Annotated in this window: 14 protein-coding genes and 1 tRNA gene; 11 read left to right on the top strand and 4 right to left on the bottom strand. The window is 71.5% G+C overall.

What is annotated here, in order from left to right:
* Positions 1 to 122 precede the first annotated feature (122 nt).
* The gene (locus ACFY8U_RS21795) at positions 123 to 998 is read right to left on the bottom strand and encodes a hypothetical protein (RefSeq protein WP_389572555.1); all 876 of its coding nucleotides are present in this window, start codon (positions 996 to 998) and stop codon (positions 123 to 125) included.
* A gap of 141 nt (positions 999 to 1,139) precedes the next feature.
* On the opposite strand from ACFY8U_RS21795, the gene ACFY8U_RS21790 reads away from it, so the two are divergent.
* The gene (locus ACFY8U_RS21790; RefSeq protein WP_389572553.1) at positions 1,140 to 1,937 is read left to right on the top strand and encodes a S1 family peptidase; all 798 of its coding nucleotides are present in this window, start codon (positions 1,140 to 1,142) and stop codon (positions 1,935 to 1,937) included.
* A 69-nt stretch (positions 1,938 to 2,006) separates the two neighbouring features.
* On the opposite strand, the gene ACFY8U_RS21785 is transcribed toward ACFY8U_RS21790, so the two are convergent.
* Positions 2,007 to 3,749: a beta-galactosidase family protein gene (locus ACFY8U_RS21785; protein WP_389572551.1), complete on the bottom strand. Its 1,743-nt coding sequence runs from the start codon at positions 3,747 to 3,749 to the stop codon at positions 2,007 to 2,009.
* Positions 3,750 to 3,833: 84 nt separating this feature from the next.
* Here ACFY8U_RS21785 and ACFY8U_RS21780 point away from each other — a divergent pair, with 84 nt between their 5' ends.
* The 7 genes from ACFY8U_RS21780 to ACFY8U_RS21750 all read left to right on the top strand — a co-directional run bounded on the left by ACFY8U_RS21780 (position 3,834) and on the right by ACFY8U_RS21750 (position 12,585).
* Positions 3,834 to 4,721 (top strand): AraC family transcriptional regulator, encoded by an 888-nt coding sequence (locus tag ACFY8U_RS21780; RefSeq protein ID WP_389572548.1) that lies wholly within the window; start codon positions 3,834 to 3,836, stop codon positions 4,719 to 4,721.
* A gap of 11 nt (positions 4,722 to 4,732) precedes the next feature.
* Positions 4,733 to 5,041: a chorismate mutase gene (locus ACFY8U_RS21775; protein WP_361432824.1), complete on the top strand. Its 309-nt coding sequence runs from the start codon at positions 4,733 to 4,735 to the stop codon at positions 5,039 to 5,041.
* Complete coding sequence (locus ACFY8U_RS21770; protein WP_389572545.1) at positions 5,038 to 6,036, top strand: asparaginase; 999 nt, start codon at positions 5,038 to 5,040, stop codon at positions 6,034 to 6,036. Before ACFY8U_RS21775 ends, ACFY8U_RS21770 begins: the two co-directional genes overlap by 4 nt.
* A gap of 68 nt (positions 6,037 to 6,104) precedes the next feature.
* Positions 6,105 to 8,597, top strand: coding sequence for an aminopeptidase N (gene pepN / locus ACFY8U_RS21765; RefSeq protein ID WP_389572542.1), 2,493 nt, complete (start codon positions 6,105 to 6,107; stop codon positions 8,595 to 8,597).
* 213 nt (positions 8,598 to 8,810) lie between these two features.
* The gene (locus ACFY8U_RS21760; protein WP_389572540.1) at positions 8,811 to 9,650 is read left to right on the top strand and encodes a nuclease; all 840 of its coding nucleotides are present in this window, start codon (positions 8,811 to 8,813) and stop codon (positions 9,648 to 9,650) included.
* 125 nt (positions 9,651 to 9,775) lie between these two features.
* A complete protein-coding gene (locus tag ACFY8U_RS21755; protein ID WP_389572538.1) occupies positions 9,776 to 11,176 on the top strand; it encodes a pyridoxal phosphate-dependent decarboxylase family protein in 1,401 nt (466 codons plus the stop codon).
* Positions 11,173 to 12,585: a lysine N(6)-hydroxylase/L-ornithine N(5)-oxygenase family protein gene (locus ACFY8U_RS21750; protein WP_389572536.1), complete on the top strand. Its 1,413-nt coding sequence runs from the start codon at positions 11,173 to 11,175 to the stop codon at positions 12,583 to 12,585. Before ACFY8U_RS21755 ends, ACFY8U_RS21750 begins: the two co-directional genes overlap by 4 nt.
* Positions 12,586 to 12,591: 6 nt before the next feature.
* Here the strand turns inward: ACFY8U_RS21750 and ACFY8U_RS21745 are convergent, their stop codons facing one another.
* Positions 12,592 to 14,391, bottom strand: a complete 1,800-nt coding sequence (locus tag ACFY8U_RS21745) for a bifunctional metallophosphatase/5'-nucleotidase (RefSeq protein ID WP_389572534.1) — start codon at positions 14,389 to 14,391, stop codon at positions 12,592 to 12,594.
* Between the two features lie 135 nt (positions 14,392 to 14,526).
* Here ACFY8U_RS21745 and ACFY8U_RS21740 point away from each other — a divergent pair, with 135 nt between their 5' ends.
* From ACFY8U_RS21740 to ACFY8U_RS21730, 3 genes are all read left to right on the top strand, one after another.
* Positions 14,527 to 15,210, top strand: a complete 684-nt coding sequence (locus ACFY8U_RS21740) for an SIMPL domain-containing protein (RefSeq protein WP_389572531.1) — start codon at positions 14,527 to 14,529, stop codon at positions 15,208 to 15,210.
* Between the two features lie 134 nt (positions 15,211 to 15,344).
* Entirely contained in the window at positions 15,345 to 16,781 is a 1,437-nt protein-coding gene (pyk, locus tag ACFY8U_RS21735; RefSeq protein WP_389572528.1) for a pyruvate kinase, read from the top strand.
* Between the two features lie 54 nt (positions 16,782 to 16,835).
* Complete coding sequence (locus ACFY8U_RS21730) at positions 16,836 to 17,789, top strand: DUF4331 family protein (protein ID WP_361592902.1); 954 nt, start codon at positions 16,836 to 16,838, stop codon at positions 17,787 to 17,789.
* An 84-nt stretch (positions 17,790 to 17,873) separates the two neighbouring features.
* Here the strand turns inward: ACFY8U_RS21730 and ACFY8U_RS21725 are convergent.
* Positions 17,874 to 17,946 (bottom strand) — tRNA-Leu (locus ACFY8U_RS21725).
* Positions 17,947 to 17,996 lie beyond the last annotated feature (50 nt).

The raw sequence follows: 17,996 nt of genomic DNA, 5'->3' as shown, positions 1-17,996 counted from the left end.
ACCGACCTTCACCCGCCGGGCACGGACGGCGCAAACGAGTTGAAGCCCTCTCACGGAGCCCTCCCGCGGAGCCCTCCCGCGGAGCCCTCCCGCAGAGGTCTCCCGCGGAGCCCTCCCGCGGTCTACGTGTCGCACTCCAGGACCGACCCGCACACCCCGCACCTGGCGCGCACCCGCCGCCCCGCCGGCACCCGCAGCCGCTGCCGGCACACCGGGCACGGGAACGAGACCCGGGCCGAGGACCCGCTCCCCTCGAAGGCGTACGGAGCGCCCTCCGCCGCCCGCCCGTAGCGGCGGTCCTTCGCGTACCGGTGCCGCGCCGCCCACCCGGCCGCCGCCAGCGGCGGCTGCCGCTCGTCCCGCGCCGCCTCCGCCCGCCCCAGGGTCCACGCCTCGTAGGCGCGGGGGCTGGTGAACCACGGCGAGGGGTCCTCCCCGAACACCTCCGCCCGCTTGGCCAGCACGTATCCGAACTCCTCCGGTGTCAGATACCCGAGTTTCTGGCTGGACATCCCGTCCTCCCGGAAGGCGTCGAGCAGCAGCCAGCCTGCCCCCAGATAGGCGGTCACCACATCGGTGAGGATCTCGTTGTCCCGGGTACCGGAAAAGCCCAGGTCGAGGCGGTGGAGCAGCACGTGCGTGATCTCATGGGCCAGCGCCGCCCCGACGTCCCTGCGGTGGCCCCGGAAGCGGTCGTTCAGCTCCACGAAGTACTCGGGACCGGCGGCCAGTTCGACGCTCGCCGCGTGCTCCATCTCCCGGAAGCTCACGATCATCCGCGCCTCGGGCAGCCTCAGATGGTGCACGAGGGCCTTGGCCACACGCTGCGCCCCGAGGTGGAGGTCCTCCTCGTCGGTAAAGGCCACGGCCGCCGGATGCACGCTCGTCCCGTACTGCAGCACCCCGTCCGCCGACAAACGCCGGTACAGCGCGGTGATCGAGGCCCGGACCGTGGCGAGGTGCGGGAACCCATGGACGACTTCGTTTCCGTTCGGCACGCCGCACCCCCTTCCCTCCACTGTACGAGGCCGTGCGGGGGTGCGGCGCTGGCCGAAAACGTGCCCTTGTGGCCCTCACCGGGCGCTGTCCATAATCCCGACCAAGCCTTGACGCGCTCATGCCATCAAGGCCAACTCCCCATGAAAGGCAGACACTTGAAGAAGAACAGGTTCGTCCGCGCCCTTCAGAGAATCGCCGCCGCCGGCGCCGTCGTCCTCGCGGCCGTCAGCCTCCAGCCCTCCAACGCCTTCGCCGCCCCCGCCCCGGTCGTCGGCGGCACCCGCGCCGCGCAGGGCGAGTTCCCCTGGATGGTCAGGCTCTCGATGGGCTGTGGCGGCTCCATGCTGACCTCGCAGATCGTCCTCACCGCCGCCCACTGCGTGAGCGGCTCCGGCAACAACACCAGCATCACCGCCACGGTCGGTGTCGTGGACCTCCAGTCCAGCAGCGCCATCAAGGTCCGCTCCACCAAGGTCCTCCAGGCCCCCGGCTACAACGGCAACGGCAAGGACTGGGCCCTCATCAAGCTCGCGTCGCCGATCACCTCGGTCCCCACCCTGAAGATCGCCGACACCACCGCGTACAACAACGGCACCTTCACCGTCGCCGGCTGGGGCGCCGCCCGCGAAGGCGGTGCGCAGCAGCGCTACCTCCTCAAGGCCACCGTCCCGTTCGTCTCCGACACCGACTGCAAGAGGGCGTACGGCAGCTCCCTGATCGCCGGCGAGGAGATCTGCGCCGGCTTCCCCCAGGGCGGCGTCGACACCTGTCAGGGTGACTCCGGCGGCCCGATGTTCCGCCGCGACAACGCCGGCGCCTGGATCCAGGTCGGCATCGTCAGCTGGGGCCAGGGCTGCGCCCGCCCGAACTACCCCGGCGTGTACACCGAGGTCTCGACCTTCGCCACCCAGATCAAGTCCGCCGCGGCGACCCTCTAGCGGCGGCCTTCCCGCACGACCCCGGGCGTGTACGGGGGCGGGGCCGCCGCCCCCGTACACGCCCACCGCTCAGTCGAGCCGTACGCTCCCCGCCCCGCCCTCCAGTTCGAGCACCCACACCTCGTTGGCGCCCTCCCGGAGGACGGGGCCCGGGACGAAGAGCGACTCCTGCGGGCCCGCGCTCCAGTACCGGCCGAGGCAGAAGCCGTTCACCCACACGAAGCCCCGCGTCCCGCCCGGCAGCGACAGCGCCGCGTCACCCGGCCCGGACACCTCGACCGTCGCCCGGTGGAGACCCGGCAGCCCCTCGGCGGCCACCGGACGGAACGGCACCTTCGCGACCGCCGCCGCCTCCAGGGCGTCGAGCCTCAGGCCCCGGGCCCGCACCCCGTGCACGTACTGCCGCTCGTGCCGGACCCCGCCCGTGATCCCCTTCGGCTCCGCCTGCCGCGGCCCGTAGTTGACCCGCCCCAGCGACTCCACCCACAGCTCCACCACCGCAGGCCCCGCCACCGGCTCCGGCAGCACCGCGTCCTCCGACGTCAGCACGCCCGCCCGGACCCCGTCCACGTACACCACGGCACGGTCGCGCAGCCCGGTCACCGAGAGCGGATACGGCCGCCGGGGGCCGGGGACCTCCAGGCGGTAGCGCACCAGACCCCGGTCCACGCCCAGTTCCTCGAAGGTCGGCGGCATCGGCGTGTGCGCCTCCTCGTCGCCGAGGACCTCCAGGACCTCCCCGAGCGGCGCCCACTCCGCCAGAGCCGCCTCGACCGGCCCCGCGATCCGCCGCGGCGGCTCCGGCACCTCGGGCAGCGGCCCCTCCGCGTACTCCGCGAGCACCTCACGGAACCGCCAGTACTTCTCCGTCGGCAGCCCCGCCTCGTCCACCGGCGCGTCGTAGTCGTACGAGGTCACCGTCGGCCGCAGCTCGCCGTCGTGCAGCTCACCGGCCCGGTTCGCACCCGCCCAGCCCGCGAAGTTGGTGCCCCCGTGCGCCATGTAGAGGTTCACCGAGGCCCCGCACTCCAGGATCTCCCGCAGCGTCGCCGCCGCGTCCGCCGCGTCCCGTACGGAATGCTCCGTGCCCCAGTGGTCGAACCAGCCGCACCAGAACTCCATGCACATCAGCGGCCCCGACGGCTGATGCCGCCGCAGCACCGCGAACGCCTCCCGCGCCCCCGAGCCGAAGTTCGCCGTCGCCAGCACACCCGGCACCGACCCGCCCGTCAGCATGTGGTCCTCCGGGCCGTCCGACGTGAACAGCGGCACCTCCACCCCGCAGTCGAGCAGCAGATCCGCGACACGGCGCAGGTACCCCTGGTCCGAGCCGTAACTCCCGTACTCGTTCTCCACCTGGACCATGATCACCGGCCCGCCGCGGCCGATCTGCCGCTCCACCACCTGCGGCAGCACCCTGCGGAACCAGCGCTCCACATGGGCGAGATACTCGGCGTCGACCGTCCGCACCCGCCGCCCCAGGCGGCCCGTCAGCCAGTGCGGCAGCCCGCCGTTCTCCCACTCGGCGCAGATGTACGGCCCCGGCCGCACGATCGCCCACATCCCGGCCGCCGCGACCGCGTCCAGGAAACGGCCGAGGGCGCCCACGTCCCGGTAACGGCCGGGCTCCGGCTCGTACAGATTCCACGGGACGTACGTCTCGACACAGGTGAGCCCCATCGCGCGGAGCATCTCCAGGCGATGGCCCCACTGCTCCTCGTGCACCCGGAAGTAGTGCAGCGCCCCCGACAGCAGCCGGACCGGCCGGCCGTCCAGCAGAAAGTCCTCGTCACCCACAGCGAACGTCCTCATGACGTCACCCTCGCCCTCTGGCGGCGGACCGGTCCATGGACAAAGATCGTCGCTGTTTGGACGGAAGAAAGGCAGGTACGGCGGATGTACCACACCTGGATGCGCTATTTCACGCCCAGCCCGGTCCACCACCGCCTCGGACTCGTCTGCCTCGGCGTCGGACTCCAGCACGGCGCCCTGCCCACCGTCGGCCCGCGCACCCTCGACCACCACGTGGCCGTCGTCGTCAGCGCCGGCAGCGGCTGGTACCGGGGCACCGACGGGCGCCGCACCACCATCACCGCACCCGCCCTGATCTGGCTCACCCCCGGCGTACCCCACCACTACTCCGCCGACCCCGACACCGGCTGGGACGAGGCCTTCGTCGACTTCGCCGGGCCCGCCACCACCACCTACACCGAACTCGGCTACATCGAGCCCGACCGGCCCGTCGTCCCCCTCTCCGACGCCACCGCCCCGCGCGCCGCCGTCGCCCGCATCGCCCGCGCCGCCCGCCGGGGCAACCCCCTCCTGGAGGTCGAGACCGGGGCCGCCGTCCACGAACTCCTCGTCGCCCTGCGCCGCGCCCGCGCCGACACCAACGCCGACGGCGACCCCGTCCTCACCGCCCTCGCCCGCGACGCCTTCCAGCCGCTGTCCGTCGCCGAGCACGCCGCCCGCCACGGCATGACCCAGGCCGAACTGCGCACCGCCGTCCGGCGCACCGCCGGGTGCAGCCCCAAGGACTACCTGCTCACCATCCGGCTCGGTCGCGCCAAGGAACTCCTCGCCGCCACCGAACTGCCCGTCGCCGCCGTCGCCCGCCGCGTCGGCTACGACGACCCCGCCTACTTCTCCCGGCTCTTCACCCGCAGAGTCGGCACCGCCCCCATCCGCTTCCGCGAACAACAGGGCCGGACCGTCCCCGGCGGCTGGAGCAACCGGATCCCGGATCCCGAACACCCGCCGACCATCCGCCCCCGATCCGTCTAAGCTCGCTGCTCATGAGCGAGATCGACGAGTCCGTCACCGCGGAACTGACCAGGCTGCGTGAAAGCATCGACAACATCGACGCGGCGGTCGTCCACATGCTCGCCGAACGCTTCAAATGCACCCAGCAGGTCGGCGTCCTCAAGGCCAAGCACCAGCTGCCGCCCGCCGACCCGGCGCGCGAGTCCCGCCAGATCGCCCGGCTGCGGGAACTGGCCGAGAACGCGAAGCTGGACCCGGCGTTCGCGGAGAAGCTGCTGAACTTCATCATCGCGGAGGTCATCCGCCACCACGAGACGATCGCGGACGGAGCGCAGCCGTGAACCGCGTCACGGTCTTCACCCTCGGCGGGACGATCTCCGCGCGGGGCGGCGACGCGAGCCGCATGACGGGCGCCGAGGTCCTCGCCGGCCTCGGCGTCACCGACGGCACCGACCTCGCCGTCGAACTGCGCGACTTCCGCCGGCTCCCCAGCTCCTCCCTCACCTTCGAGGACCTCGCCGCCCTCGCCCAGGAGATCCGCGACACCGTCGCCGAGGGCTCCGGCGTCGTCGTGGTCCAGGGCACCGACACCCTGGAGGAGACCGCCTTCCTCCTCGACCTGCTCTGCGAGACCAGCAGACCCGTCGTCCTCACCGGCGCCATGCGCCGCCCCGACCTGCCCGGCGCCGACGGTCCGGCCAACCTGGCCGCCGCGATCGCCGTCGCCGCCGACCCGGGCTGCGCAGGCCTCGGCGTCCTGGTCGTCCTGGCCGACGAGATCCACGCCGCCCGGCACGTCCGCAAGACCCACACCACCTCCGTCACCACCTTCGCCTCCCCGGGCGCCGGACCGCTCGGCGCCGTCGTCGAGGGCGAGCCGCGCGTCCTGCTGCGCCCCACCGGCACCAGCGCCATCCACCCCCTCCGCTTCGACCCGGCGGTACGCGTCGCTCTGGTCACCCTCTCCCTCGGCGACCGCGGCGAACTCCTCGAAGCGGTCGACTCCCGCTTCGACGGCCTCGTCGTCGCCGCCTTCGGCGCCGGCCACGTCCCCGCCTGGCTCGTCGAACCCCTGGAACGGCTCGCGACCCGCATCCCCGTCGTCCTCGCCTCCCGTACCGGCGCCGGCGCGACCCTCACCCGTACCTACCGCGGACCCGGCTCCGAGCACGACCTCCTGAAACGCGGCATCATCCCCGGCGGCCCGCTCGACCCCGCCAAGGCCCGCCTCCTCCTCCACGCGCTCCTCTCCACCGGCGCCAAGAGCACGAGCGGATACGACCGCCCCGGCATCACCGCCGCCTTCACCCACGTCACCGGCACCGGCCTGGCCTGACGACGCCGCGCTGAGCTGTCAGCGGAACCCCCGTGCCCCGCCACCACCCCATCGGGCAGCATGGGCCCATGTCCGTACTGACGCGCGACGAAGCGCAGACCCGTGCCCAGCTCCTCGACGTCCAGCACTACACGGTCGACCTCGACCTCACGACCGGCGACGAGACCTTCGAATCCACCACGCTCATCCGGTTCACCGCCCGGGCCGCGGGGGACACCTTCGTCGAGCTGAAGCCCGTGACGCTCCACTCCCTCCTCCTCGACGGCGAGCCCCTCGACCCCGCCTCCCTCGTCGAGAACCGGGTCCCGCTGAGCCTCACGGAGGGCGAGCACGAGCTGCGCGCCGTCACGACCATGCGGTACTCCCGTACCGGCGAGGGCATGCACCGCTTCAAGGACCCCACCGACGGCGAGTCGTACGTCTACACCCAGCTCTTCATGGAAGACGTCCAGCGCGTCTTCGCCGCCTTCGACCAGCCCGACCTGAAGGCCGTCTTCGAGGTGAGCGTCAAGGCCCCCGAAGGCTGGACCGTCCTCGCCAACGGCATCACCGAGCAGCAGAACGACGGCCGCTGGAAGGCCGCCGCCACCCCGCTGCTCTCCACCTACTTCGTCTGCGTCGCCGCCGGCCCCTGGCACTCCGTCCGCACCGAGCACGCCGGACTGCCCTTCGCCATCCACTGCCGCCGCTCCCTCGCGCCCCACCTCGACGCCGACGCCGACGAGATCCTCGACATCACCAAGGCCTGCTTCGACCGCTTCCACGAGAAGTTCGAGGAGCCGTACCCCTTCGACTCCTACGACCAGGCCTTCGTCCCCGAGTTCAACGCGGGCGCCATGGAGAACCCGGGCCTCGTCACCTTCCGCGACGAGTTCGTCTACCGCTCCGCCGTCACCGTCACCGAACGCCAGACCCGCGCCATGGTCATCGCCCACGAGATGGCCCACATGTGGTTCGGCGACCTCGTCACCCTGCGCTGGTGGGACGACATCTGGCTGAACGAGTCCTTCGCCGAGTACATGGGCTACCAGACCGTCAACGAGGCCTGCTCCGACCGCTTCCCCGACACCTGGATCGACTTCGGCATCGAGCGCAAGGCCTGGGGCTACGACGCCGACCAGCGCCCCTCCACCCACCCCGTCGCCCCCGACCCGGACGCGGTCCCCGACACCGCCTCCGCGCTCCTCAACTTCGACGGCATCTCCTACGCCAAGGGCGCCTCCGCCCTGCGCCAGCTCGTCGCCTGGATGGGCGAGAAGGACTTCCTCGCAGGCATCAACGCCCACTTCAAGCGGCACCGGTTCGGCAACGCCACACTCGCCGACTTCATCGACAACCTCGCCTCCGCGACCGACCGCGACGTCCACGCCTGGGCCGAGCGGTGGCTGCGGACCACCGGCGTCGACACCCTCACCCCCGACCCGGGCGGCGACGAGACCCGCACCACGCTCACCGTCCGGCACGACGGCAGCCGGCCGCACCGCATCGCCGTCGGCGTCTACGACCGCGACCTCGTCGACGGCCGCCGCCTCGTCGCACGCGAACGCCTGGAGATCGACGTCCCGCAGAACGCGCCCCTCGACCTCCCCGGCCCGCGCCCCGTCCTCGTCGTCCTCAACGACGGCGACCTCACGTACGCCAAGGTCCGCCTCGACGAGACCTCGCTGGAGACCGCCCTGCGCGGCATCTCCGGCATCCCCGACGCGCTCACCCGCGCGCTCGTCTGGAACACCCTGCGCGACATGGTCCGCGACGGCGAACTCGCCCCCGGCGACTACCTGGCGACGGCCGGCACCCACCTTCCCGCGGAGACGGACCTCGCCATCGTGCAGGGCGTCCTCGCCTTCGCCCGCACCCAGATCGCCGACCGGTACGTCTCCGCCGAGGAGCGCCCCGCCGCACTGGCCCTGCTCACCGGCCTCGCCCGCGACCTCCTCCGCCGCACCGAGGACGGCGACAACCCCGGACTGCGCCTCACCGCCGTCCGTACGTTCATCAGCAGCGCCACCCAGCCCGACACCATCGCCGGCTGGCTCGCCGACGGCACCGTCCCCGGCGGCCCGGAGACCGACCCGGAGCTGCGCTGGCGCATCCTCGCCCGGCTCGCGGTCCTCGGCGCGGTCGACGAGGCCGCGATCGACCGGGAGCTGGAGCGGGACCCCAGCGCCACCGGCCAGGAGGGCGCGGCCCGCTGCCGCGCCGCCCTGCCGACACCCGAGGCGAAGGCGGCCGCCTGGTCCCGCCTCTTCGACTCGGACGACCTTTCCAACTACCTGTTCACGGCGACGGCCCAGGGCTTCTGGCAGCCCGAACAGACCGACCTGGTACGGGAGTACGTGCCGCGCTTCTACCCGGCGGCCACCGCGCTCGGCGCCCGCCGCGGCGCCGCGATGGCCGAGGCGGCCGGCCGCTACGCGTTCCCCGCGTTCGCGATCGACCAGGAGTCCCTGTCCCTGGGCGAATCCCACCTCACGGACCCCACCCTGACCCCGGCCCTCCACCGCAAACTGACCGACCAACTCGCCGACCTCCACCGGGCCCTGAGGGTCCGCACCGCCTGACCCACCACGGCGCCCGTCGGCGGTTCGGCCTCACGCACCACAGAGGTTGAACCGCCAACAGGACCCGCCGACGTCCAGACCGCATAGTGGGCAGGGGAGCGCCTTCGCGGCGTCTGCCCGGGGCCTCCCTCCGCACCCCAGCCCACCCCAGCCCTGCGGGCGTCTGCGAGGCCCCCCATGCCGTACCTCCGTATCCAAGGCGAATTCCGGATCGTGGGAACCCGTCCGGACGGCGACACCGTCCGGTTCTACCCGGACGATCCCGACGCCTGGAGCACCATCCCCGGCCCCCACCCGATCGTGATCCGCGGCCCCGGCGGGGCCAACCTGCGCCTGGAGGGCATCGACGCCCTCGAAACCCACTTCAAACCGCCCTTCGTCAGCGGCCCCGAACTGCATCAGCCCAAGGTGCCCGCCGAGGCGGCGGCCGCCGAGCTGCTCCGGCTCCTCGGCTTCGACCCCGTCCAGCGCACACCCAGCGGAAAGGTGAAGGCCCCCACCAACCCGGCCGCGGTGCGCGGTTACGTGATCACGCGCGGAGCCGATCCGCACGGCCGCTGCATCGCGTTCACCGGCCCGGGCGACGGGCCCGAGGCCGACGCCGCCGGCGAGCTGTTCTTCACCCCCGCGATGATGCGCGAGACGGTCAACCACAAGCTGCTCGCCACGGGCTTCGTCTACCCGATCTTCTACCGCACGCTCTTCCCGGACCTGCGCACCGACCTCGCCGCGACCGCGGTCAAGGCCCGAACGGACCGCGAGGGCCTGTGGCCGCTCGACAAGACCCACAGCAACACCGTCGTGACCGCCCCGCCCACGGTGAACGAGGACGTCATCTACCCCAAGTTCTACCGCCGGCTCGGCGAGTACGTGCTCGAGAACGACGGGGACCCGTCACTGGACGGCTTCGTGGCCTACCTCCGACGCAAGGCCGACAGGTTCACCATCCTCTCCACCGGCCACTTCAGCACCGGTCTCGACCTGATCATCGAAGTCAACGACCACAAGGTCCGCTGGACCCACCCCGTCGAGGACATCGTCTACGACGAATGAACGCCGACCCGGGGGACGGCGGCCGCCTCTGCCCGGCCACCTCCGCGCAAGGCCCGCTTCCCCCGTTCGGGTTACGCCGGCGCACTCCCCGGACAAACCCGTAAAACCCCCGGCAGGGTGGTGCCATGTGTGCCGCGCCCACCCCCGAGACCCCCCTCCTCGCCGGAGGCGAGACCGGACCCGACGCCCTGCGCCCCCTCCTGGACACCGTTCTCGACGCCCTGCGCGCAGGCGCGCACCTCCGCGGTGGGCCGATCCCGGCCGGCGGACCGGACGCGGTCGCCGCCCAGGTGCGGGAGGCCCTGGGGGACCCGTTCCCGGCCCACGGCACCGGCTCCGACGACGCCCTGCGCACCCTTGTCCGTACCCTCGCCGCGGGCGCCGCCGAACCTGCCGACCCCCTCTGCGCCGCGCACCTCCACACCCCGCCCCTGGCGCTCGCCGCCGCCGCCGACCTCGCCGCATCCGCGCTCAACCCCTCCATGGACTCCTGGGACCAGGCCCCCGCCGCCTCCGCCCTGGAGGAACTGGTCACCAAGGCCCTGGCCACGGCCGTCTACCCCACCGCTCCCCGCCCCGACGCCCTCGTCACCACCGGCGGCACCGAGTCCAACCAGCTCGCGCTCCTCCTCGCCCGCGAGCGCCACGGCCCGGGCCACCCCGTCCAGACCGTCGTCGGCGCCAACGCCCACCACTCCTTCCGCCGCGCCGCCTGGCTCCTCGGCCTCCCCGAGCCGGTGGCCGTACCCACCCCCAACGGCACCCTCGACCCCGTCGCCCTCGACGAGGCGCTCACCGACCTCCACGGCCCCCTCCTCGTCGCCGCGACCGCCGGCACCACCGACACCGGCAGCATCGACCCGCTCCCCGACATCGCCGACCTCTGCGACGCCCACCACGCCGAGCTGCACGTCGACGCGGCCTACGGCGGCGCCGCCCTCTTCAGCGGCACCCACCGCCCCCTCCTCGCCGGCCTCGACCGCGCCCGCTCCGTAACCCTTGACCTGCACAAACTGGGCTGGCAGCCGGTCGCCGCCGGACTCCTCGCCGTACGGGACGGGCGCGACCTCGACGCCCTCTCCCACACCGCCGACTACCTCAACGCCGCCGACGACACCGAGGCCGGCCTCCCCGACCTCCTCGGCCGCTCCCTGCGCACCACCCGCCGCCCCGACATCCTCAAGATCGCCGTCACCCTGCGCGCCCTCGGCCAAGACGGCATGGGCGCGCTCGTCGACCGGGTCTGCGACCTCGCCCACCAGCTCGCCGACCTCGTCGAGAAGAGCCCCGGCCTTCAGCTGTACGAGCGCCCGGCCCTGACCACCGTCCTGTTCCGGCCCACCGCCGCCGACGACACCACCGTCGCCGCGATCCGCCGCACCCTCCTCACCGAAGGGCGCGCGGTCCTCGGCCGCGCCCACGCGGACGGCCGGCTCTGGCTCAAGGCCACCCTGCTCAACCCCCACACCACCCCCGGCGACCTCCAAGACATCCTGGACCTCGTGGAAGGCAGCACCGACCGATGACCGGCAGCACCCCCCAGCGCGACCTCGACCACCCCCATGACCTGGTGGGCATCGGTATCGGCCCCTTCAACCTCTCGCTCGCCGCGCTCGCCCAGGGCGTCCCCGGCGGTCTCGCCACCGCCTTCTACGACCAGAACCCCGCCTTCCACTGGCACCCCGGCCTCCTCATCGAAGGCGCCACACTCCAAGTCCCCTTCCTCGCCGACCTGGTGACCCTCGCCGACCCCGCCAGCCCCTGGTCGTTCCTCAACTACCTGCGCTCCCGCGACCGGCTCTTCCCCTTCTACTTCGCCGAGAAGTTCCACATCCAGCGCGCCGAGTACGACGCCTACTGCCGCTGGGCCAGCGCCCAGCTGCCCGGGATGCACTTCGGCCACCAGGTCGACGCCGTGCGCTGGAACCCCGAACGCGCCCTGTTCGAGGTCGACTTCACCCAGCTCGACAACGACGGCGAGGCCGAGGCCCTGGGCCGCGCGTACACCCGGAACGTCGTCCTGGGCGTCGGCACCGAACCGTACGTACCCGAACCCCTGCGGCCGCTCGCCGACGCCCCGAACGTCCCCGTCCTCCACTCGGCCGACTACCTGCACCACCGCGAACGGCTCCTCGCCGCCGAGCACGTCACGATCATCGGCTCCGGCCAGTCCGGCGCCGAGATCTTCCTCGACCTGCTCCGGGCCAGGCCCGCCGGCGCCGAGAAGATCCACTGGCTCGCCAGGACCGAGGCCTTCGCCCCCATGGAGTACTCCAAGCTCGGCCTGGAGCACTTCACCCCCGACTACACCCGCTACTTCCACGCGCTGCCCGAGCAGACCCGCAACGACCTCGTGCCACGTCAATGGCAGCTGCACAAGGGCATCGACACCGACACCATCACCGCCATCCACGACGAGCTCTACCGGCGCACCCTCCACGGCGGCTGGCCCGACGCCGTCCTCACCCCCGGCGTCCGGGTCCGTACCGCCGGCCGCGTCGCCACCACCAAGGTCGAACTCCATCTGGAGCACGTCCAGCAGTCGACCCGCTCCCGCCTCACCACCGACGCCGTCGTCCTCGCCACCGGCTACCGCGAACGCCCCGTCGACCGGATGCTCGCCGGGCTCGACCCGTACCTGCGCCACGACTCCGCGGGGCGGGCCAGGATCGACGACGAGTTCCGGCTCGTCCTCGACGCGTCCGTCACCGGCTCCGTCTACGTACAGAACGCCGAGAAACACACCCACGGCGTCGGCGCCCCCGACCTCGGCCTCGCCGCCTGGCGCAGCGCCACCATCCTCAACTCACTGACGGGCAAGGAGCCGTACCCGCTGCCGCGCCGCACCGCCTTCACCAGCTTCGGCCTGGAACGGCGAGAGGCGCCACACATCCCGGCCCAGGGCCAGAAGCTGACGCCTCTCACACAGAGCTGAGCCGCACTAGAAGACCGGGACACCGTCCCGGGTCAGCCTCCAGTCCACCGACGCGAACTGGCCCGGGTCGATCGACCCCTTCGCCTTCACCCACTGGATGATGGTGTTGCGGATCTCGTCCGAATTCGCCCACAGCTGCTGGGCACCGGCGACGTGCGGGAAAGCGCCGCCGCCGCTGGCACGGTAATTGTTCACCGCGAGCACGAACTGAGCGGCCGGGTCGATCGGCTTGCCGCCGAAGGACAGGTTCACGATCCGCGAACCGGCCGGCCTGGCGATGTCGATCTCGTACGTCACGCCGTACACGACGTCGTAGTTGTAGTCCGGCGTGCCGCCGGCGTTCGTCAGCTTCGCCGTGTCCACCGGCGCGCCCGCCGGGGTCTGGACGTAGTACCGCGCCGAGAACTCCAGGTAGTCCTTGATCTGGGCACCCGTCAGAAGACGCGCCTCCAGGGTGTTCTCGAAGACATACAGCCCGGCCGCGTCCCGGATCGTGACCTGACCGGCCGGGATCGCCGCCGTACGGGAGAAGCACGACGCCTGCGACAGGACGGGCAGAGCCGCGTACGCGCCGCCGGCCAGCGCCTGCTTCACCGTCTCCGCCTGGACGTGGTTGATCAGGTCGATGATCGGCTCGTCCTTCCACGGCGCGTCGGCCGTGGCCATCGTCGCGCTGGAGGTCCCGATGATCTGGTTGACGTACGCGACGACCTTCCTGTGCTCGTCGGCGAGCAGCCCGACGATCTCCGGGTCCTCCTCCACGGTGTTGGAGTTCAGCACCTGGGCACCGACCTTCTCGACGACCCAGCGGCCCTTCTCCCACACCAGGTCGAAGTCGAAGAGCGTGAGGCGCTGACCCCACTTGAGCGGCTCGGACAGCACGACGTCCTTGCCGGTCTCCTTGTTCCTCACCCGGTACTCGGAGATCTCGGTGTGCGCGTGACCCACGAGGATCGCGTCGATGCCCGGGACCTGCTCGGCGACCAGACCGGCCGCGTTCTCGATGTGCGGGAGCTGGTCACCGTACGAGGACGTGCCGCTGGAACCGCTGTGCGCCGACACCACCACGACGTCCGCGCCCATCGAGCGCAGCCTCGGCACCCACTTCGCCGCCTGCTCCTCCAGACCGGGGAAGACCATCTTGCCGCTGACGTTGGCCTTGTCCCAGATCGCGATGCCCGGGTTCGTCAGACCAAGGACCGCGACCTTCACGTCCCGGCCGTGCGGGGTGCGCAGCCGGTGCATGCTGTACGGCGGGAACGCCGGCCGCAGCGTCTTCGCGTCGAGCGCATTGGCGCCGAGCAGCGGGAAGTCGCACTGCTCCTCGAACTTCCGCAGCACCGGTATGCCGTAGTTGAACTCGTGGTTGCCGAGCGCGGCCGCGTCGTAGCCGATCGCGTTCATCGCCTGCGCCATCGGGTGCACGGGGCCGCGGCGGGCGGTGATCGGGTCGACCTTGGCGTAGTAGTACGACAGCTGGGTGCCCTGGATCGTGTCACCGGCGTCGATGAGGAGCGTGTTGCACCTCCCCTTCGCCTCGCGCACCTGATCGACGAGGGTGGAGATCTTCGCGAGGCCCACGTCGTTGTGCGCCTTGTCGTCGAACTCCTTGTCCGTGAAGTAGTCCCAGTTGAAGACGTTTCCGTGCAGGTCGGTGGTGCCCATCACGGTGAAGGAGTACCGCCTGGCGGGCCGGGGGGCCGGCCCGTGGGCCTGCGCCGGGACTGCGGCGACCCCCGTGGTGAGGGCGGCTCCGGCTCCGACGGCGACGGAGCTCTCCAGGAACGTCCGGCGGTTCAGCGGCATGTGTTTCTCCTTGGTCCAATGGCGCACAACGCGCGTAGATTCTGGCCCACCCGTCACGCCGGCGACAGAGTTTTCCGGTTACGGAGTGGGAAAGTGTTCGGGACCGCAGCCGTCGCCCGCACGAGGGAGCCCGAAGTGACGACCCCCCAACCGAGCCCACACCCGACCCCGGAGGCGCCGCAGGTGGCGGTCCGCGGAGAAGCCCGACTCGACGTCGATCCGGAAGTCGCCCGCCTCGGCGTGACGGTCAGCGCCCGCGGCACGGACCGGGCGGCGACCCTCTCCGACCTCACCCGGCGCAACGCGCTCGCCCTGGACCTCGTCAAGTCCTACGGCGACGCCGTCGAGAAGCTGGAGACCGGCGCCTTCTCCATCACCCCCGAGCCCGGCAAGCACGGCCGCGGCGAACGGATCCGCGCCTACCAGGGCCGCGTCCATCTCACCGTGGAGCTCGCGGACTTCACCGCCCTCGGCGAACTCACCACCCGCCTGGCCGACCTCGAACTGACCCGCGTCGACGGCCCCTGGTGGGCGCTGCGCCCCGACTCCCCGGCCTACGCGGAAGCCCGTCGCACGGCGGTGGGCGAGGCGGTCCAGCGTGCCCGCGCGTACGCGGCCGCCCTCGGCACCTCGCTCACGGCCCTCCTCGAGCTCTCGGACACAGGACTCCTCCCGCCCCCGGCGGCCATGGGAGGCATGCGCATGGCCTTCGCCGCGGACGCCACCGACACACCCCCGCCGCTCGACCTCGAACCCCAGCGCCAGACGGTCACGGCGGAGGTGACCGCCCGCTTCACCATGGCCCCTCCCGCCCTCTAGAACCACCCCCGAAACGCTCATCGGAGCACCCGCCCGCACAGATTCAAGACTTGTCAATAACCTTTCACGCAAAGGTTGTTGAACAGACATGCCCGGCCCCTCAACTACCCGCCGGTAAGCCCTAGGGTCGAACCATGCGCCGAGCGAAAATCGTTTGTACCCTGGGGCCCGCCACCGACACATACGACCAGATCAAGGCCTTGGTCGAAGCCGGTATGGACGTCGCCCGATTCAACCTCAGCCACGGCTCCTACGCCGAACACGAGGAGCGCTACCAGCGCGTACGCAAAGCCTCCGACGAAACCGGCCGCAGCATCGGAGTCCTCGCCGACCTTCAAGGTCCGAAGATTCGCCTCGGCCGCTTCCGCGAAGGCCCCGTACTCCTTGAACGCGGCGACGACTTCACCATCACCGTCGAGCCCATGGAAGGCGACCGCCACATCTGCGGCACCACCTACGACGGACTCGCCGCCGACGTCACCACCGGGGAGCGCATCCTCGTCGACGACGGCCGCGTCACCCTCGAAGTCACCTCCGTCGACGGCCCCCGCGTCCACACCCGCGTGATCGAAGGCGGCATGGTCTCCGACAACAAGGGGCTCAACCTGCCCGGAGTCGCCGTCTCCGTCCCCGCCCTCTCCGAGAAGGACATCGACGACCTCCGCTGGGCACTGCGCACCGGAGCGGACATCATCGCCCTCTCCTTCGTCCGCAGCGGCCGCGACATCGAAGACGTCCACCGCATCATGGACGAGGAAGGCCGCCGCCTCCCCGTCATCGCCAAGATCGAAAAGCCCCAGGCCGTCGAGAACATCGACGACATCGTCGCCGCCTTCGACGGCATCATGGTCGCCCGCGGCGACCTCGGCGTCGAGATGCCCCTCGAACAGGTCCCCATCGTCCAGAAGCGCGCCATCAAACTCGCCAAGCGCAACGCCAAACCGGTCATCGTCGCCACCCAGATGCTCGACTCGATGATCGACAACTCCCGGCCGACCCGCGCCGAGGCCAGCGACGTGGCCAACGCCGTCATCGACGGCACCGACGCCGTGATGCTCTCCGGCGAGACCAGCGTCGGCAAATACCCCATCGAAACCGTCCGCACCATGGGCAGGATCGTCGAGGCGGCGGAGGAAGACGTGCTCGCCAAGGGCCTGCCGCCCCTGACCGAACGCAACAAGCCCCGCACCCAGGGCGGAGCCGTCGCCCGCGCCGCCGCCGAAATGGGCGACTTCCTCGGCGCCAAGTTCCTCGTCGCCTTCACCCAGTCCGGCGACACCGTCAAGCGCCTCTCCCGCTACCGCTCGCCCATCCCCCTGCTCGCCTTCACGCCCGACCCGGCCACCCGCTCCCAGCTCAACCTCACCTGGGGCGTCGAGACCTTCCTCGGCCCCCACGTCGACTCCACGGACGCCATGGTCGCCCAGGTCGACGAAGAACTCCTGCGCATCGGCCGCTGCCGGAAGGGCGACATCGTCGTCATCACCGCCGGCTCCCCGCCCGGTCTCCCCGGCTCCACCAACCTCGTCCGTGTCCACCACATCGGCGAGGACGACAGCCCGAAGGAGTGACCACGGCGGCCCCGTCGCGCCCCGACCCCCGCGTCCGAGCGCGAAGGTGACGCCATGTCACACCACCTCAGCGGACCCCACCTGCGCTCCCCCATGGACGACGCCCGCCTGGACCTGACCGACCTCTTCGCCTTCACCGTTCCCGGCGGACGCACCGTTCTCATCATGAACGTCAACCCCATCGCACCCACCGGGGGCACCGCGTTCCACCCCGACGCCGTCTACCGGATCAACGTCGACACCGACGGCGACAACCAGGCCGACATCGCCTTCAGCTTCACCTTCTCCGACCCCGCCGAGGACGGCGAGCAGACCCTCGCCCTCCACCGCGCCACGGGCGTCGAGGCCCGCGCCCACGAGGCCGCCGGAACGCCCCTCTTCACCGACGTCCCCGTCTCCTTCGGCCGCGAACTCTCCGTCACCGAAGCCGACGGCTACAAAGTCTCCGCCGGACTGCGCAGCGACCCCTTCTTCGCCGACCTCGACGGCATCGTCGCGGACTTCACCTGGACCGGAACCGACTGGGGCGCCGACAAGAACGTGTTCGGCATCGCCCTCGAAGTACCCGACACAGCGCTCGGCGACGACCCCCGGATCGGCGTCTGGGCCCGCGTCAGCCTCCACGTCGACGGCGAACTGAAGTCCGTCGACCGCGGAGCGCACCCCTCCCTCACCGCGTACCTCAACGCGGAGGACGCCAAGGACGCCTACAACGCCGGGGAGCCGGCCGACGACTGGGCGACCTACCTCGAACCCTGGAAGGCGGCCCTCGCCCACACCGGCGGCTACACCCCACAGGCCGCGGAAGAGGCACTGCGCACGGTCCTCCCGGACGTCCTGCGCTACGACCGCGCCAAGCCGGCCGCGTACCCCAACGGGCGCACGCTGACGGACGACGTCACCTCGGCCCGGCTCGCGATGATCTCGAACGGCAAGGTCACCTCGGACCACATCGGCCCCCACAAGGACCTGCTGCCGCACTTCCCCTACCTGGGAACGCCCCACTGAGGCCCACGGTGTCCGCCGTGCGTGATCACCGGGTCGGCCGAAGATCGCCGACGGAAAGTTCGAACCTTTAAATCGAAGGTAGAGTGCCCCGGGTGGGATTCGAACCCACGCTGGATGGTGTTTGAGACCACTGCCTCTACCGCTGGGCTACCGGGGCATCCTTCAGAACGAAGATCGGCGGTCACCCGCCGTGCCCCCACCTTACAG

The sequence above is a fragment of the Streptomyces sp. NPDC012508 genome (assembly GCF_042902595.1).
Taxonomy (GTDB): domain Bacteria; phylum Actinomycetota; class Actinomycetes; order Streptomycetales; family Streptomycetaceae; genus Streptomyces.
Note: the sequence above shows the minus strand (reverse complement) of the source record. Positions and strands in the feature narration are given on the sequence as shown.

What these genes read in the sequence shown, in the direction of transcription:
- pepN (WP_389572542.1), top strand. Translation starts at nt 6,105, where the DNA reads ATGTCCGTACTGACGCGCGACGAAGCGCAGACCCGTGCCCAGCTCCTC.
- ACFY8U_RS21755 (WP_389572538.1), top strand. Translation starts at nt 9,776, where the DNA reads ATGTGTGCCGCGCCCACCCCCGAGACCCCCCTCCTCGCCGGAGGCGAG.
- ACFY8U_RS21790 (WP_389572553.1), top strand. Translation starts at nt 1,140, where the DNA reads ATGAAAGGCAGACACTTGAAGAAGAACAGGTTCGTCCGCGCCCTTCAG.
- ACFY8U_RS21750 (WP_389572536.1), top strand. Translation starts at nt 11,173, where the DNA reads ATGACCGGCAGCACCCCCCAGCGCGACCTCGACCACCCCCATGACCTG.
- ACFY8U_RS21785 (WP_389572551.1), bottom strand. Translation starts at nt 3,749, where the DNA reads ATGAGGACGTTCGCTGTGGGTGACGAGGACTTTCTGCTGGACGGCCGG.
- ACFY8U_RS21775 (WP_361432824.1), top strand. Translation starts at nt 4,733, where the DNA reads ATGAGCGAGATCGACGAGTCCGTCACCGCGGAACTGACCAGGCTGCGT.
- ACFY8U_RS21730 (WP_361592902.1), top strand. Translation starts at nt 16,836, where the DNA reads ATGTCACACCACCTCAGCGGACCCCACCTGCGCTCCCCCATGGACGAC.
- ACFY8U_RS21745 (WP_389572534.1), bottom strand. Translation starts at nt 14,391, where the DNA reads ATGCCGCTGAACCGCCGGACGTTCCTGGAGAGCTCCGTCGCCGTCGGA.
- ACFY8U_RS21780 (WP_389572548.1), top strand. Translation starts at nt 3,834, where the DNA reads ATGTACCACACCTGGATGCGCTATTTCACGCCCAGCCCGGTCCACCAC.
- pyk (WP_389572528.1), top strand. Translation starts at nt 15,345, where the DNA reads ATGCGCCGAGCGAAAATCGTTTGTACCCTGGGGCCCGCCACCGACACA.